16 protein-coding genes are annotated in these 14,577 nt (G+C 63.4%); 10 read left to right on the top strand and 6 right to left on the bottom strand.

Features of this window, described 5'->3' with window-relative positions:
* Nucleotides 1–30 precede the first annotated feature (30 nt).
* The 6 genes from BUA54_RS15710 to BUA54_RS15685 all read left to right on the top strand — a co-directional run bounded on the left by BUA54_RS15710 (nt 31) and on the right by BUA54_RS15685 (nt 3,930).
* Nucleotides 31–480 carry a cupin domain-containing protein gene (locus tag BUA54_RS15710; protein ID WP_072858215.1) on the top strand — a complete coding sequence of 150 codons (450 nt, stop codon included), beginning with the start codon at nt 31–33 and terminating at the stop codon, nt 478–480.
* On the top strand, nt 477–2,108 hold the full coding sequence (locus BUA54_RS15705) for an AMP-binding protein (RefSeq protein WP_218588293.1): 1,632 nt from the start codon (nt 477–479) through the stop codon (nt 2,106–2,108). Before BUA54_RS15710 ends, BUA54_RS15705 begins: the two co-directional genes overlap by 4 nt.
* A 243-nt stretch (nt 2,109–2,351) precedes the next feature.
* Nucleotides 2,352–2,744: an acyl-CoA thioesterase gene (locus tag BUA54_RS15700; protein ID WP_178352768.1), complete on the top strand. Its 393-nt coding sequence runs from the start codon at nt 2,352–2,354 to the stop codon at nt 2,742–2,744.
* Complete coding sequence (locus tag BUA54_RS15695) at nt 2,741–3,145, top strand: RidA family protein (protein WP_072858213.1); 405 nt, start codon at nt 2,741–2,743, stop codon at nt 3,143–3,145. Before BUA54_RS15700 ends, BUA54_RS15695 begins: the two co-directional genes overlap by 4 nt.
* Nucleotides 3,146–3,322: 177 nt before the next feature.
* Nucleotides 3,323–3,562: a type II toxin-antitoxin system Phd/YefM family antitoxin gene (locus tag BUA54_RS15690; protein WP_072858212.1), complete on the top strand. Its 240-nt coding sequence runs from the start codon at nt 3,323–3,325 to the stop codon at nt 3,560–3,562.
* The gene (locus tag BUA54_RS15685) at nt 3,562–3,930 is read left to right on the top strand and encodes a type II toxin-antitoxin system VapC family toxin (RefSeq protein WP_072858211.1); all 369 of its coding nucleotides are present in this window, start codon (nt 3,562–3,564) and stop codon (nt 3,928–3,930) included. The genes BUA54_RS15690 and BUA54_RS15685 overlap by 1 nt, the downstream gene beginning before the upstream one ends.
* Nucleotides 3,931–4,093: 163 nt before the next feature.
* Here BUA54_RS15685 and BUA54_RS15680 read toward each other — a convergent pair whose 3' ends face one another.
* From BUA54_RS15680 to BUA54_RS15655, 6 genes are all read right to left on the bottom strand, one after another.
* A complete protein-coding gene (locus BUA54_RS15680) occupies nt 4,094–5,104 on the bottom strand; it encodes a TRAP transporter substrate-binding protein (RefSeq protein WP_072858210.1) in 1,011 nt (336 codons plus the stop codon).
* A 29-nt stretch (nt 5,105–5,133) separates the two neighbouring features.
* Nucleotides 5,134–6,411: a TRAP transporter large permease gene (locus BUA54_RS15675; RefSeq protein WP_072858209.1), complete on the bottom strand. Its 1,278-nt coding sequence runs from the start codon at nt 6,409–6,411 to the stop codon at nt 5,134–5,136.
* Entirely contained in the window at nt 6,408–6,974 is a 567-nt protein-coding gene (locus tag BUA54_RS15670; RefSeq protein ID WP_072858208.1) for a TRAP transporter small permease, read from the bottom strand. Before BUA54_RS15670 ends, BUA54_RS15675 begins: the two co-directional genes overlap by 4 nt.
* A gap of 1 nt (nt 6,975) precedes the next feature.
* Complete coding sequence (locus tag BUA54_RS15665) at nt 6,976–8,142, bottom strand: fumarylacetoacetate hydrolase family protein (RefSeq protein ID WP_072858207.1); 1,167 nt, start codon at nt 8,140–8,142, stop codon at nt 6,976–6,978.
* Nucleotides 8,143–8,279: 137 nt separating this feature from the next.
* Nucleotides 8,280–8,993: a FadR/GntR family transcriptional regulator gene (locus BUA54_RS15660; RefSeq protein WP_072858206.1), complete on the bottom strand. Its 714-nt coding sequence runs from the start codon at nt 8,991–8,993 to the stop codon at nt 8,280–8,282.
* 28 nt (nt 8,994–9,021) lie between these two features.
* Complete coding sequence (locus tag BUA54_RS15655) at nt 9,022–9,300, bottom strand: FAD-linked oxidase C-terminal domain-containing protein (RefSeq protein ID WP_218588292.1); 279 nt, start codon at nt 9,298–9,300, stop codon at nt 9,022–9,024.
* A gap of 154 nt (nt 9,301–9,454) precedes the next feature.
* On the opposite strand from BUA54_RS15655, the gene denD reads away from it, so the two are divergent.
* The 4 genes from denD (at nt 9,455) to BUA54_RS15635 (ending at nt 14,567) form a co-directional block, all read left to right on the top strand.
* A complete protein-coding gene (denD, locus tag BUA54_RS15650) occupies nt 9,455–10,438 on the top strand; it encodes a D-erythronate dehydrogenase (protein WP_072858204.1) in 984 nt (327 codons plus the stop codon).
* Nucleotides 10,439–10,452: 14 nt separating this feature from the next.
* The gene (locus tag BUA54_RS15645; protein WP_245810717.1) at nt 10,453–11,340 is read left to right on the top strand and encodes an NAD(P)-dependent oxidoreductase; all 888 of its coding nucleotides are present in this window, start codon (nt 10,453–10,455) and stop codon (nt 11,338–11,340) included.
* A complete protein-coding gene (locus tag BUA54_RS15640) occupies nt 11,337–13,121 on the top strand; it encodes an IlvD/Edd family dehydratase (RefSeq protein ID WP_072858202.1) in 1,785 nt (594 codons plus the stop codon). Before BUA54_RS15645 ends, BUA54_RS15640 begins: the two co-directional genes overlap by 4 nt.
* 168 nt (nt 13,122–13,289) lie before the next feature.
* Nucleotides 13,290–14,567 carry a M23 family metallopeptidase gene (locus BUA54_RS15635; RefSeq protein WP_245810716.1) on the top strand — a complete coding sequence of 426 codons (1,278 nt, stop codon included), beginning with the start codon at nt 13,290–13,292 and terminating at the stop codon, nt 14,565–14,567.
* Nucleotides 14,568–14,577 lie beyond the last annotated feature (10 nt).

Below are 14,577 nucleotides of genomic sequence, written 5' to 3'. Positions count from 1 at the left end.
CTGTTCAACTAAGCACAAGGAGCACGTATCATGACCGACCTCGTCAAGGGCATCACACAAAGCGGCACAGGGTTCGACGGTGTCAGCTGGAACATCCTCGGCCAGACTTATTTTCCGAAGGCAGAAAGCGAGAGCTCGTTCGCCTTCGAGGCGAACTCCGCCCCAGGGCAGTTCGTGCCGGTCCACATCCACCCAACGCAGGACGAATTCATCCTCGTGCAGGAGGGCGAACTCGACCTGAAGCTCGACGGTGTCTGGACCAAGGCCCGCGCCGGCGATCTGGTCCGGATGCCGAAGGGCGTGCCGCACGGTTACTTCAACAAGTCGGACAAGCCCGTGCGGGCGTTGTTCTGGGTGTCCCCCGCCGGCAAGCTGCGCGACCTTTTCGCCGCGCTTGATGATTTGACCGACGTGCAGCGCGTCGTGGAACTGTCGGCGCAGCACGACGTGGACTTTCTGCCGGAAGAGGCGAATGCATGATGCCTCTCGGTGCATCGGCCCACACGGACACGTTTACCAGGGACAACCTGCCGCCGCCCGGGATGTGGCCGGAATTTCGCCTTGACGGTTTCACCTACCCCGAACGGCTGAATGCCGGGTTCGAACTGACCGATGCGATGGTCGCAAAAGGATTCGGCGACCGCACCGCACTGATTGGAAATGGCCGCCGGCGGACCTACAAGGAACTGGCCGACTGGACGAACCGGCTGGCCCATGTGCTGGTCGAGGATTTCGACGTAAAGCCGGGTAACCGTGTGCTGATCCGCTCTGCCAACAACCCGGCGATGGTGGCCTGCTGGCTTGCGGCGACAAAGGTCGGGGCGGTGGTCGTCAATACCATGCCCATGCTGCGGGCCGGAGAATTGGCCCAGATCGTCGACAAGGCCCAGATCAGCCACGCGCTTTGCGACACCCGGCTGATGGACGAACTGGCGACCTGTGCCAAAGCCAGCGCTTTTCTGACGACCGTCGTGGGCTTCGACGGCACCTCGAACCACGACGCCGAACTCGATCGGCTGGCGCTGGAGAAATCGGTGCTGTTCGATGCGGTGCAAACGGGGCGCGATGACGTAGCACTCCTTGGTTTCACCTCCGGCACCACGGGCACACCGAAGGCGACGATGCATTTTCACCGCGATCTGCTTGCCATCGCCGACGGCTACGCGCGAGAGGTGCTGAACGTCACGCCGGAGGATATCTTCGTCGGTTCGCCACCGCTGGCCTTCACCTTTGGACTGGGCGGTCTCGCGGTCTTTCCGCTGCGCTTCGGGGCGGCCGCGACGCTGCTGGAAAACGCCTCGCCGCCGAACATGATCGAGATCATCCAGAAATACCGGGCGACGATCTGCTTCACGGCGCCCACAGCTTATCGTGTCATGCTGCAGGCGATGGACGAGGGTGCAGACCTGTCGTCGCTGCGCGCCGCCGTGTCGGCGGGCGAAACACTGCCCGCGCCTATCTATGACGCTTGGATCGAGAAGACGGGCAAACCCATGCTGGACGGCATCGGCGCGACCGAGATGCTGCACATCTTCGTGTCGAATCGGTTCGACGACCACAGGCCCGCCTGCACCGGCAAGCCCGTCGGCGGGTACGAGGCGAAAGTGATCGGCCCGGACGGGCAGGAGGTGCCGCGCGGCACAGTCGGACGCCTCGCGGTACGCGGGCCAACGGGCTGCCGCTACCTTGCCGACGACCGGCAGGCCGGGTACGTGTTCGACGGCTGGAACATTACCGGCGATGCCTTCTCGATGGACGATGACGGGTATCTGCACTTTGCCGCCCGTAACGACGACATGATCGTGTCTTCGGGCTACAACATCGCTGGGCCAGAGGTCGAGGCGGCTTTGCTGTCGCACCCTGCCGTGTCCGAATGCGCGGTCATCGGCATTCCCGACGAGGCCCGCGGCATGATCGTTCAGGCGCATGTCGTTCTGGCTGCGGGCCATGCGGCGAACGAAAAAACGATCAATGCCTTACAGGATCACGTCAAAGCGGTGATTGCGCCGTTCAAATACCCCCGGTCGGTCGTGTTCTGCGATGCCTTGCCGAAGACCCAAACCGGCAAGATCCAGAGGTTTGCCCTGAAACCCCGGACGGACGTCTGATCAGCTCATTTCATTTATTGGAGAGACCCGTGAGGCCGAACCTCGAAGTGCCATTTCTCAATGATTCCCCCTTCGATGCACCCGGGATCGCTGTCGCTCGGTTCGTCGCGCTGAACCGCACGACCGTGCCTGCAATAATGTCCGACATCGCGACCGCGCGCACTGTGGGATACATGAAGAAGCCCAATGCGTATTGAGGGTTCGGACGGGGATGAATCCGACACGAGGTCGGTCTTCCAAGTCATGCAGAAGGTTCTGTTCCGGCATTGCGATCCCGCAGGTATCGTCTTTTACCCTCGCTATTTCGAGATGATCAATGACTGCGTAGAGGCCTTCTTTGCGGACCACCTCGCATGGCCGTTCGAAGCAGTGCACGGGGAAGGAGCCGTCCCCACGGCCGAAATTTCGGCGACCTTCCGGCGGGTGTCCCGGCACGGCGACCGGCTTGTCCTGTCGCTGAACCACGGCGCCCCGGGCCGCACATCGCTAGGGCTTGCCTTTGCCGCCACCTGCGGCGAAGAGCTGCGCTTCACGGCCCGCTCGACCATCGTGAATGTCGATGCGGCGGGCAAACCCACACCTTGGCCTGCGCATGTGCGCGAACGGCTGACACGTGACTCCGGAGACTTCGCATGAACCACCGCATCATACATCCTGATGGCTGGAAGCCCGCCAAGGGCTATGCCAACGGCATGCTGTCCCCCGACGGCACCCTTTATGTCGGGGGACAGATCGGATGGACCAAGGATCAGACCTTCGTGGCGAAGGATTTTATCGGTCAGATGGAGCAGGCCCTGCGCAATATCCTCGATGTGGTCACAACCGCCGGCGGCCGGGCCGAGGATATCTTGCGGCTGACATGGTTCGTGACGGACAAGACGACCTATCTGGCGCATCAGGCCGAGGTTGGCGCGGTCTACCGCAAGGTGCTGGGCCGTCATTTTCCGGCGATGACAATGGTGGTCGTGCAGGCTTTGATCGAGGACGAGGCCCTGCTGGAAATCGAAGCAACGGCTTTTGTTGGTCTTAGGAACTGAGAAAAAGATGCCGATCAACCGATCGGCCTTAGTGATGTCGTTGATGACCTTGTCGGAGGACCGACGCGTTAAGCGCTGCTACTTCAACGTCCGGATCTCTTCTGTTGACATCGTTTCTACCGCTTGTCTCCGCCAACATGGTGACCTATATGTTGGTCACACAGAAAGGATCGTCCCGTGCAGGTCGCTATTGCAGAAGCCAAGGCCCAGTTCGCGGAACTGATCCGCCGCGCAGAGGCGGGGGAAGCCATCGAGCTAACCCGCTACGGACGCCCCGTCGCACGTATTGTCGCGGCGGACCGTCCTGTCGGGCGACCGCTGATCGGCGTGTTGGAGGGACGGTTCACATTGCCCGATGACATGTTCGACGGCGATGCCGAGATTGCTCAGATCTTTGCGCAAAACACGCAGCGCTAGTGCGGGTTCTGCTCGACACTCACGTGCTGCTTTGGGCCATGCTGAACGATCCGCGCCTGTCGACGACCCAGGCGCGGGCGATTTCCGAGGGCGACGTCTACCTGTCGTCGGCAAGTGTGTGGGAGATCGGGATCAAGCGCGCGATCGGCAAACTTGACGTGCCCGACGATCTGTTCCGTGTTGCCATGGATGCCGGCTGTCGGCCCCTGCCGATCACCTGGACCCATGCAGAGGCGGCTGCAGCATTGCCGCTGCACCACGCCGATCCGTTTGACCGGATGCTGATCGCGCAGGCCCGATGCGAAGGGCTGCAGCTTGCGAGCTCTGACACGAAGCTCGGTGCATACGACGTCGCGCTTCTGGGCTGACAACCTGCATTTCGCGAGGCTTGGTGTCCGACCGGGCCATACCCTATGCCGTCCGTGGTGCCGATTATTTTGTAAATTGATAAGACGACGAAAGGCCGGATGCAAAAAGCCCGGCATTGCTGACGCAATGCCGGACTCAGGCGCGAACACCTGTAGGGTAGTATTAGTTGCCGCGCATCTCGGCCAGCGTCGCCTGAACCTGATCGACCACGTCGGCCCCGATCTCGTCCTTGTGCTTCTCGTAGACGACCTGCGACTTCTGCAGCATCTCTTCCTGAGCGGCCGGGTCGATGGTGTTGAACTCCAGACCGGCCTCTTCCATCTTCTTGAGCGACTCCTGGTTCAGATCCTGGATCGCGGCCCGCTCCACGTCGCGGCCGACGATGGTGCAGTCACGCAGGGCCTGCTGCTCTTCGGGCGAGTAGGTGTTGAAGATCGCCTTGGAGAACAGGAACAGGAACGGCGTGTAGGCGTGCTTGGTCTCGCTCAGGTAGGACTGCACCTCGTAGAACTTCGAGGTGTCGATCGTGACGTAGGGGTTTTCCTGCGCGTCGATCGCCTTGGTTTCCAGCGCCGAGAAGACCTCGCCGAAGGACATCGGCGTCGCGTTGGCACCGAAGTTGGAGAAGGTGTCGAGGAAGATGTTGTTCTGCATGACGCGAACCTTCATCCCCTCGAAGTCTTCCCATGTCTTGATGGGCCGCTGCGAGTTCGACATGTTGCGGAAGCCGTTTTCCCAGTAGCCGAGGTTGATCAGGCCGACCTCGTCCAGCTTCTCGTTCAGGGTGTCGCCGAAGGGGCCGTCCATGACGGCATAGGCCTCCTCGGGCGTGCGGAACAGGAAGGGCAGGTCGAAGACGCCGAGGGCCGGGACCATGCCGACCAGCGGCGAGGACGACGTCACCACGGCCTCCTGCAGACCGCTGCGGACGGCCTGCGTGGCCTGAAGGTCGCCGCCGAGCGCGCCGCCCCAGAAGCCCTGCATCTTCATCTTGCCGCCGGTGGCGTCGTCCAGACAGGCCTGCATCGCCTTCATGCCGGTGTTGACCGGGTGATCCTCGTTGATGCCGTTGGACACGCGGAAGGTGCGGTCCTGGAACTCGGCCATGGCCGGGCCCGCGGCAACAAGTGCGGTCGTCAGGCAGATGGCTGCCTTGAGTGCGGAATGTTTCATAGTGTCTCCTCCTCGAGAGTTGTTGTCGTTCAGTAGAACCAGTTGGCTGGGATGATGACGATCTGTGGCACCATGACCAACAGAAGGATCACCAGAACCTGCGCCACCAGAAAGGGCCAGACCCCTCCGATGACCTGCCCCAGCGGCACGCGGCCGACGCCGCTGACCACGTTCAGCACGACGCCGATCGGGGGTGTCAGCAGGCCGATGCAGCAGTTGATGATAAACATGACGCCGAAGTAGATGGGGTCGATTCCCGCCTTGATGATGATCGGCATCAGGACCGGGGTCAGGATCAGGATCGTCGGCGTCAGGTCCAGTGCCGTGCCGACGACCAGGATCAGCAACATGATCGCCAGCATCAAAAGCTTTGGCCGGTCAATCAGGGGTTCGATGTAGGCTGCGACCTCGTTCGGGATGTTCGCCGCCGTAATCAGCCATGCCGAGACAAGCGCAGCGCAGACGAGGAACATGATCGCCGCCGTCGTCCGCCCTGCGGCAATCAGCACCGCGGGCAGTTCGGACAGCTTCAGTTCGCGGTAGACGAACAGGCCGACGAACAGGGCGTAGAACGCTGCGATGACTGCGGCCTCTGTTGGGGTGACGACACCCAGCTTGATTCCGCCCAGAATGATGACAGGCATGCCGAGCGCCCAGACGGCGCGCGCCGAGGCGCGACCCCTGTCGGCCCATGCGGCCCGCGGCAGGGTCTCGACGTCGTCGTTGCGGGCCACGATCAGCCAGGTGATGATCAGCACGACGCCCATCAGCACGCCCGGCACGATGCCAGCCATGAACAGCTTGGAGATCGAGACGTTAGCAGCAACGCCAAAGATGATGAAGGCCATTGACGGCGGTATGACGGGTGCGATGACGCCACCCGCGGCGATCAGGCCGGCGGAGCGGGGCACGTTGTAACCTGCCTTGGCCATCATCGGGATCAGGATCGCGGCCAGCGCTGCGGTATCCGCCGCGGCCGAGCCCGAGATCGACGCCATGATGACGGCTGCGATGATCGCGACCAGCCCCAGACCGCCGCGGATGTGTCCGACGCAGGTGATGGCAAAGTCGATGATCCGCTTGGACAGCCCGCCGGCGTTCATCAATTCGCCTGCAAGAATGAAGAACGGGATCGCCAGCAGCGTGAAGGTGTCCGCGCCGATCAGCATGTTCTGCGCAATGATCTGGGTGTTGAACATGCCCATGAAGGACATCAGCATGACGCCACAGAAGATCAGGGCAAAGGCGACCGGGACGCCGATGACCATGGCGCCCAGAAGCGCACCGATAAAGACCAGCAGAGTCATTCCGCACGTTCCCGCAAATCAGCGTCAGGGTCGGGGGTGTCGGTCGGGTCGTCCATCATCCCCATCTCTCCGCAGAATGCCTTGATCTCGTCCTCGGTTATGCCGCCCGTCGCCAAACGATACAGCCGTTCGAGCGTGATCAGGATGATGCCCGTACCGGCGAACAGCCCGATACCGTAGACCCAGGCCATCGACAGGCCGGACACCGGCGCGTTCATGCTGGCGTTGATCGGCAGCTGCTTCCAGGTGCCGAGGGTCAGGACCCCGGAACACCCCAGGATCATCAGGTCTGAGGCCCCCATCAGGATCAGGCGGCCCCGGCGGCCGAACATCGACACGACGGTTTCCATGCCCATGTGCTGGCGGTGGTGGTGCACGACGACGGCCCCGATGAAGGTCAGCCAGACGAAGGCGAAGCGCGACAGCTCGTCCGACATCGCGAAGCCGGAGTTCATGGTGTAGCGCATGACGACGTTGACGAAGACCATGACGGCCATCGCCGCGAGCAGCAGCCCCAGCAGGATGTCGAGCATCCGGTAAAAGAGGTCCGTGAAACGTTTCACGTCAGATCCTGTCCCCAAGGCCACGGGTCACGAGATTGCGCATCAGCGCGCCGGTTCCGAACTGCCATTCCGGGCAGCGATCAGTCCGGTCGACCCAGTTCACCAGCCGACCCAGCCGGGGCGAGGCAATCTCAACCCGGTCGCCGGTCTCGTGCGTAAAGCCCTGACCTTCGCCACGGCGGTCCTTCACCGGCGCGAACATGGTGCCGAGGAACAGCACCGCCCCGTCGGGATACTGGTGCGAGCGGTTCAGCAGCTGTCCGACCAGATCGCTGGGGCTGCGGCTGATTGCCTGCATCGGGCTTTCTCCGGTCATGACAAAGTCGTCCTCGCCTTCGACCCGCAACGACACGGTGACGTTCTCCAGGTCGGACTGCGTGAAATCCGCATCGAAGAGCCGGATGAAGGGCCCGATGGCGCACGAGGCGTTGTTGTCCTTGGCCTTGCCCAGCAGCAGGGCCGACCGGCCTTCGACATCGCGAAGGTTCACGTCGTTGCCCAATGTTGCACCCAGCATGGCGCCGTCGGACCGCACGACCACGACGACTTCGGGCTCGGGGTTGTTCCACTCGGACATCGGATGGATGCCAACCCGGTCGCCGCAGCCCACTGATGACATCGGTTGTGCTTTGGTAAAGATTTCGGCGTCAGGCCCGATCCCGACTTCCAGATACTGTGACCACAGGCCCATGTCCTGAAGCAAGGCCTTGATCTCGCGTGACTTTTCTGAACCGGCCTGCACGCCGCGCAGGCTGTCGCCGATCACCGGAGCGAGCCGGGCGCGAACCTCGTGAGCGCGGGCGCTGTCGCCGCGGGCTTGCTCCTCGATCACGCGTTCCAGCATGCTGTCAGCGAAGGTGACGCCGGCGGCCTTGACGGCCTGCAGATCGATCGGGGCCAGCAGGTGTCCGACACTGCCATCCAGAAAGCTGTCGAGCGACCCGAGATCTGGAAGATCCGCGGTAGCCACAACCGAAGCAAGATCGCCGCGTTCCAGCAATCCCGACATCGTCGCACAGATACCGGTCAGATCGAGGACGCGACCGTTCCGCAGCACAACTGGACACGGCCCGTCCTGAACGTCAGACCACACCCGCCCCAGCAGAACAGCGCGATCCGCATCGTCCGGCAACAAGTCAGAGGCGCGCAACAGGTTCGGTGTCGTCAAGATGTCTTCCCCCTTTCGGTCGCGACGCCCCCCCCGACGCCGTCATGCCTGATCTTGTCAGACAACCGTATGACATGACCTTATGCCAGAGCGTTCGGGACTGTCCACCCGAAACCTGTGTCGCTGCATCTTGGCCGTCAGTCGTAGAAATCTATTTTCAGATCAACGCGTTGCGTCGATCCGACCATATGCGCCCGCATCGCCGACCGAGCGCGCATCGGATCGCCGGCTGCGATCGCATCCCGCAGATCGCGATGCTCCTGACCCACCACATCCAAAAGTGTATCCAGTCGAATCTTCTCACGCGAGAGAAGAATGGTCTTCAAAATGCGGTCCGAGATCGCCCCAAGGAACTGGACAAAATAGTCGTTACCGGTCCCCAGCGCGATCGTCCGGTGAAAATCGAGATCGGCGAGGATGCCGTCATCCGGGGCCTCACTTCCGGCGGACATCCGCAGCAGCGCCTCGTCCATCTGTGCAAGGTGGTCGGAACTGTGGTTCAGCGCGCAAAGGCCGGCGGCCTCGATCTCCAGCGGGATGCGCAGCTGAAATAGGCCGCGGAAGTCGTCCTCGGTCATGCCGCCGTCATTCAGCCGGATATGCCGCGTCGGGCGTTCAATGACGAAAGCCCCGACGCCCTGCCGTGTTTCGATCATGCCTTCGTTGCGTAGTTGGGCGATTGCCTCGCGGATCACGGTCCGGCTGACGCCGAAGTTCTTTGACATTGCCAGTTCCGTCGGAAGCCTGTCGCCGGGCTTCAGCACGCCGGACAGGATCTGCTGGGCAAACTGATCCGCGATACGGGTCGGCAGATGTGTCGTGCGCAGGATGTGGGGGCGATCGTCCATCATGGGTCGGGATCCTTGGTGCTGCTCGGTGTCATGGCATATCGAAAACACAGCCCGGGTTTATCGTGCCGTGGGGGTCGATCGCCTGTTTCAGGACCGTCAGCGGGGGCCGTTGCACAGCGGGCAGGCGGGCATCCAAGTCGGTTTTCTTCAACCGTCCGATGCCGTGCTCTGAACTGATCGACACGGCGTAGCGAGCGAGCACGGCGGTCACGACCTTCTCGGCCCCCTTGTCGCAACATGGCAGGACGTTCAGATGCACGTTGCCGTCGCCGACAGCGCTGTCGGACACGTAGAAGCTGCCGGGCAAGTTGATCAGTTGCGTGGCTACATCCGGTGAAACGACAGGTTGGATGACAGACATCCTTGGACACGCTCCGGGCCTTGAAGTATTCAGGTTATCAGACAATCATACTACCGGACAGCTGACCCCCTGTCAGCAGCGAATTACGGAGAAGGTTTCGATGCACATTCTGACGATCGGGGCGGCTGGCATGCTCGGCCGCAAGGTGACGCAGCGATTGGTCGATGACAAAGGACTTGATGGGCAAACGATCGACACGATGACGCTTGTCGATGTGATCGCCCCGGAGGCGCCCACAAGTTTCGACGGCACCACGAACCGTATTGCAGTCGATCTGTCCGCGCCCGGCACCGCAGCGGACCTGATCGCCACCCGTCCCGACGTGATCTTCCACTTCGCCGCTATCGTCTCGGGCGAGGCGGAGGCCGATTTCGAGAAGGGCTACCGTATCAACCTCGACGGCACGCGCGACCTTTTCGAGGCGATCCGCCGCGCGCATCTCGAGGACGGCTATTTTCCACGGGTCGTCTTCGCCTCGTCCATCGCCGTGGTCGGCGCGCCGCTGCCCTTCCCGATCCCCGACGATTTCCATACCACGCCACTGACTAGCTACGGCACGCAGAAGGCGATCAGCGAGCTGCTGCTGGCGGACTACACTCGGCACGGGTTCTTCGATGGCATCGGCATCCGCCTGCCCACCCTCTGCATCCGGCCGGGCAAGCCCAACAAGGCGGCCTCGGGCTTCTTCTCCAGCATCCTGCGCGAACCGCTGGTGGGCCAGCCCGCCGTGCTGCCGGTCCCGGACGATATCCGGCACTGGCACACCTCGCCCCGGTCCGCCGTCGGCTTCATGATCCACGCGGCGACGATGAACCTGAGCCAGCTTGGCGCGCGCCGCAACCTGTCGATGCCGGGCCTCAGCGCCACGGTAGGCGAACAGATCGAGGCGCTGCGCCGCGTCGCCGGCGACGCGGCCGTTGCCCTGATTCGCCGCGAACCCGATGCCGCCATCACCCGCATGTGCGAAGGCTGGGCTCCGGGGTTCGAAGCCACCCGTGCCCGCGCCTTGGGATTCACTGCAGAGGACAGCTTCGACGACATCATCCGCCATCATATCGAGGATGAACTGGACGGCGCACAGTGACCGGGGCCGCTTCAGTGAGCATTGCTTTTCTGGGCACCGGCCTGATGGGTGCGCCGATGGTGCGCCGCCTGCTGGGGGCCGGCCACCGCGTGACGGTCTGGAACCGGGCGTCCGAAAAGGCGCAGGCGCTGGCCGGTGACGGGGCTACCGTCGCCGCCACCCCGGCTGAGGCCGGGGCCGGGGCCGAGGTTGTCTTCACCATGCTCTCGGACGCCACCGCGGTCGCCGACGTGCTTTTCGGCAGCGGGACAGTCGAGGCGATTTCCGCCGGCGCGGTGGTCGTCGATACCTCCTCGATCGCGCCGGCGCAGGCGCGCGACCATGCGCAGCGGCTGGCCGACCGGGGGATCGCCGCAGTCGACTGCCCCGTCTCGGGCGGGGTCGCGGGGGCCGAGGCGGGGACGCTCGCCCTGATGGCCGGCGGCGCGCCGGACGTGATTGCCCGCATCGCCCCCGTCATGGAACCGTTGGGCCGGCTGACCCATGTCGGCCCCGCCGGGGCCGGACAGGTCTGCAAACTGGCCAACCAGCAGATCGTTGCGATCACAATCGGGGCCGTTGCCGAGGCGATGGTGCTGGTGGAGGCCGGCGGCGCCGACCGGGCAAAGTTCCGCGACGCGATCCGTGGTGGCTTTGCGGAAAGCCGGATCCTCGATTTGCACGGCGGTCGCATGATCGCCCGCGATTTCACGCCCGGCGGTCCGTCGCGGCTGCATCTGAAGGATCTGAAAGCTGTCACGGCGCTCGCCGATGCCAACGACCTGACATTGCCCCTGACCAAAGCCGTCTCTTCAGCGTTCGAAGCCTTCGTGGCGGCGGGGCACGGAGAGGTCGATCACAGCGGCCTGTTGCTGCACTTGGAATCCCTAAATCCGACGACTGACCGGAAGGACGACACATGACATCGCCAGATACACCGATCCGTCGCCTGCGGTCGCAGGACTGGTTCGACAATCCCGACCACGCCGACCTGACCGCGCTCTACCTCGAACGGTTCATGAACTACGGTACCACACCAGAGGAGCTGCGATCCGGCAAGCCGATCATCGGCATCGCCCAGTCGGGCAGCGACCTGACCCCCTGCAACCGCCACCATCTGGATCTGGCGAAGCGCGTCCGCGACGGCATCCGCGACGCGGGCGGCATTCCGATCGAATTTCCGACCCATCCCCTGTTCGAGAACTGCAAGCGCCCCACCGCCGCGCTGGACCGCAACCTCGCCTACCTCGGGCTGGTGGAACTGCTGTTCGGCTACCCGTTCGACGGCGTCGTGCTGACGACGGGCTGTGACAAGACCACGCCCTCGGCGATCATGGCCGCGGCCACGGTGGACCTGCCCGCGATCGTGCTATCGGGCGGGCCGATGCTGGACGGCTGGCACGAGGGCAAGCTGGTCGGATCCGGCACCGTCATCTGGCAGTCGCGCCGCAGGCTCGCGGCGGGAGAGATCAGCCGCGACGAATTCCTTGAAACCGCCCTCGATTCGGCCCCTTCCATCGGGCACTGCAACACGATGGGCACCGCCTCGACGATGAATGCGATCGCAGAGGCGCTCGGTATGTCCCTGACCGGCTGTGCCGCGATCCCCGCGCCCTATCGCGCGCGGGGGCAAATCGCCTATCGCACCGGGCAGCGGGCGGTGGAGCTGGTGATGCAGGACATCCGTCCCTCGGACATCCTGACCCGCGCAGCATTCCTGAACGCGATCCGCGTCAATTCCGCCATCGGCGGATCGACCAACGCCCAACCGCATCTTATGGCCATGGCTCGCCACGCGGGGGTCGAGCTGACCTCCGACGACTGGCAGGCCTATGGTTATGACATCCCACTGTTGGCCAATGTCCAACCGTCGGGGGCCTATCTGGGAGAGAGGTTCCACCGCGCGGGCGGCGTGCCAGCGATCATGTGGGAACTGCTGCAGGCAGGCCACCTCGACGGCAGCTGCCCCACCGTGACCGGGCAGACGATGGACGAGAACCTCAAGGGGCGCGAGAGCACCGACCGGGAGGTCATCAAGCCCTTCGCCCAGCCTATGATGGAGCGGGCGGGTTTCCTCGTGCTCAGCGGCAATCTGTTCGACGTCGCGATCATGAAGACCAGTGCGATCTCTGATGACTTCCGTGCCCGCTATCTGTCGGAGCCGGGTCGGGAGAACACGTTCGAAGGCACCGCCTTCGTCTTCGAAGGGTCGGAGGATTATCATGCCCGGATCAACGATCCCGCACTGGACATCGACGCGTCGTCCATCCTGGTAATCCGGGGCGCCGGCCCGCTGGGCTGGCCCGGGTCGGCCGAGGTCACGAACATGCAGCCGCCCGACCGCTTGATCCAGGCGGGCATTCGCAGCCTGCCGACGATTGGCGACGGGCGTCAGTCCGGGACCGCCGACAGTCCGTCGATCCTGAACGCAGCACCGGAAAGCGCTGCGGGGGGCGGGCTGGCATGGCTTCGCACTGGCGACCGGATCCGCATCGACCTGAACGAGGGTCAGTGCAACATGCTTGTCGACGAGGCGGAAATCGCGAAACGCAAGGCTGCGGGTCTGCCGGAGACCCGCCCCTCCGCTACGCCGTGGCAACGCCTCTACCGAGAGACTGCAACGCAACTGGACGAAGGTGCCACGATAAGGGGGGCCGACGATTTTCAGCGGATCAGCCGGACCTTGCCGCGGCACAACCACTGACGTGCCGGGCGCCCGGCACCAAGCAGTCGGGCGCCTGCAAGACCACGGGATTTGTTTTGAAATCCACAGCGCAGCAGGCAAGGTCTTGCCGGAAATTGTCATCCCCATTGTCATTCCGACAAAGACATATCACTCACGGCACGAGGGATGCCTTCAAAGACAAGAAACGTGGCTGGCTGGGATATGTTGATCAGGCTCAGATATTGGGCGGCCATGCTGGTCGCAGGCGGTGTGGCCGCCGGCATTTCAATACAGATGGACACGTCTGCCGATGACCCGGCTGTCCTTCAGAACGAAGCATCGGCGGCGCTGACCGTCGATACTGCACCCGCGACCGATATGCCGGACGACGAAGCGGCACCTGCTGTCGCACCTTTGCCGATATGGTCGAAGGTTGTCGGCCCGGGCGACAGTGTGTCGGGCCTTCTGACAGAGGCAGGGCTGGACAAAGAGACCAGCCGCGCGGTCACTGGCGCACTTGGCTCTGCGTTCGATCTGCAGCACATTCAGCCCGGCCATGTCCTGAGCCTCGGACTGAAGGCGGACGGAACACCCCGTACCGCGACGCTGGAAATCGAGGACGGGTCACGTATTCAGGCAACCTTCGGACCCACGCCCTCTGTCGACAGGCTTGCACCACAGCTGACAAGTGTCCGCCGCGCGGGCGAGGCGACTGTCGATAGTTCCATCTTCGCAGCGCTGGACAGGGCCGGGATGCCGACACGTTTCGCCACGGATCTGGAGTTGATTCTGGCGGAAACCTTCGACTTGCGTGCGCACCTTGGCGGCGGTGAGCACATTCGCCTGATGTGGCGGGAGTTCCGATCCGGCGATCGGGTGGTCGGCGATCCGACCATCGACTACGCCCAACTCGACCTGACCGATGGCCGCTATCAGATCATGTGGCCGGACGACAATTCCCGACAGACACGGATCTTCAAGGACGGAGAGCTCCTAAAGACCTTCGACCAACCGATCCGCGGTGCCCGGCTCAGTTCATCCTTCGGGATGCGGATGCACCCCGTTCACGGGACGATGCGGATGCACAGCGGTCTGGATTTCGCGGCGCCGCAGGGTTCGGTCGTCGAGGCGACACAAAAGGGCAGGGTGGCCTACATGGGCAAGCGCAGCGGCTACGGAACCGTCGTGGAATTGGATCATGGCCGGGGCGTCATGACCCGCTATGCACACCTGAGCGCGTTGAACGATAAACTGAAGGTCGGACAGCGGGTCAATGCGGGAACGGAACTCGGTCGCGCCGGATCGACCGGCACCTCGACCGCACCACACCTGCACTACGAGATCCGGATCAACGGTGAAGCGGTATCTCCACTTGCCGACACACGGCTTCGCCAGCCCGATGGCGATACCCGCACGGCTGAACCGCTCGCGCTCGTGGATACGATGCAGAACGAAATGGCCCGACTGATCGCGGCAAAAGGATAACGTCCGGTCA

Origin of the sequence: Loktanella atrilutea (genome assembly GCF_900128995.1) — a bacterium.
In the GTDB taxonomy this organism is placed as follows: domain Bacteria; phylum Pseudomonadota; class Alphaproteobacteria; order Rhodobacterales; family Rhodobacteraceae; genus Loktanella; species Loktanella atrilutea.
The sequence above is the reverse complement of the archived record's forward strand: the minus strand, read 5'-3'. Positions and strand labels throughout refer to the sequence as shown.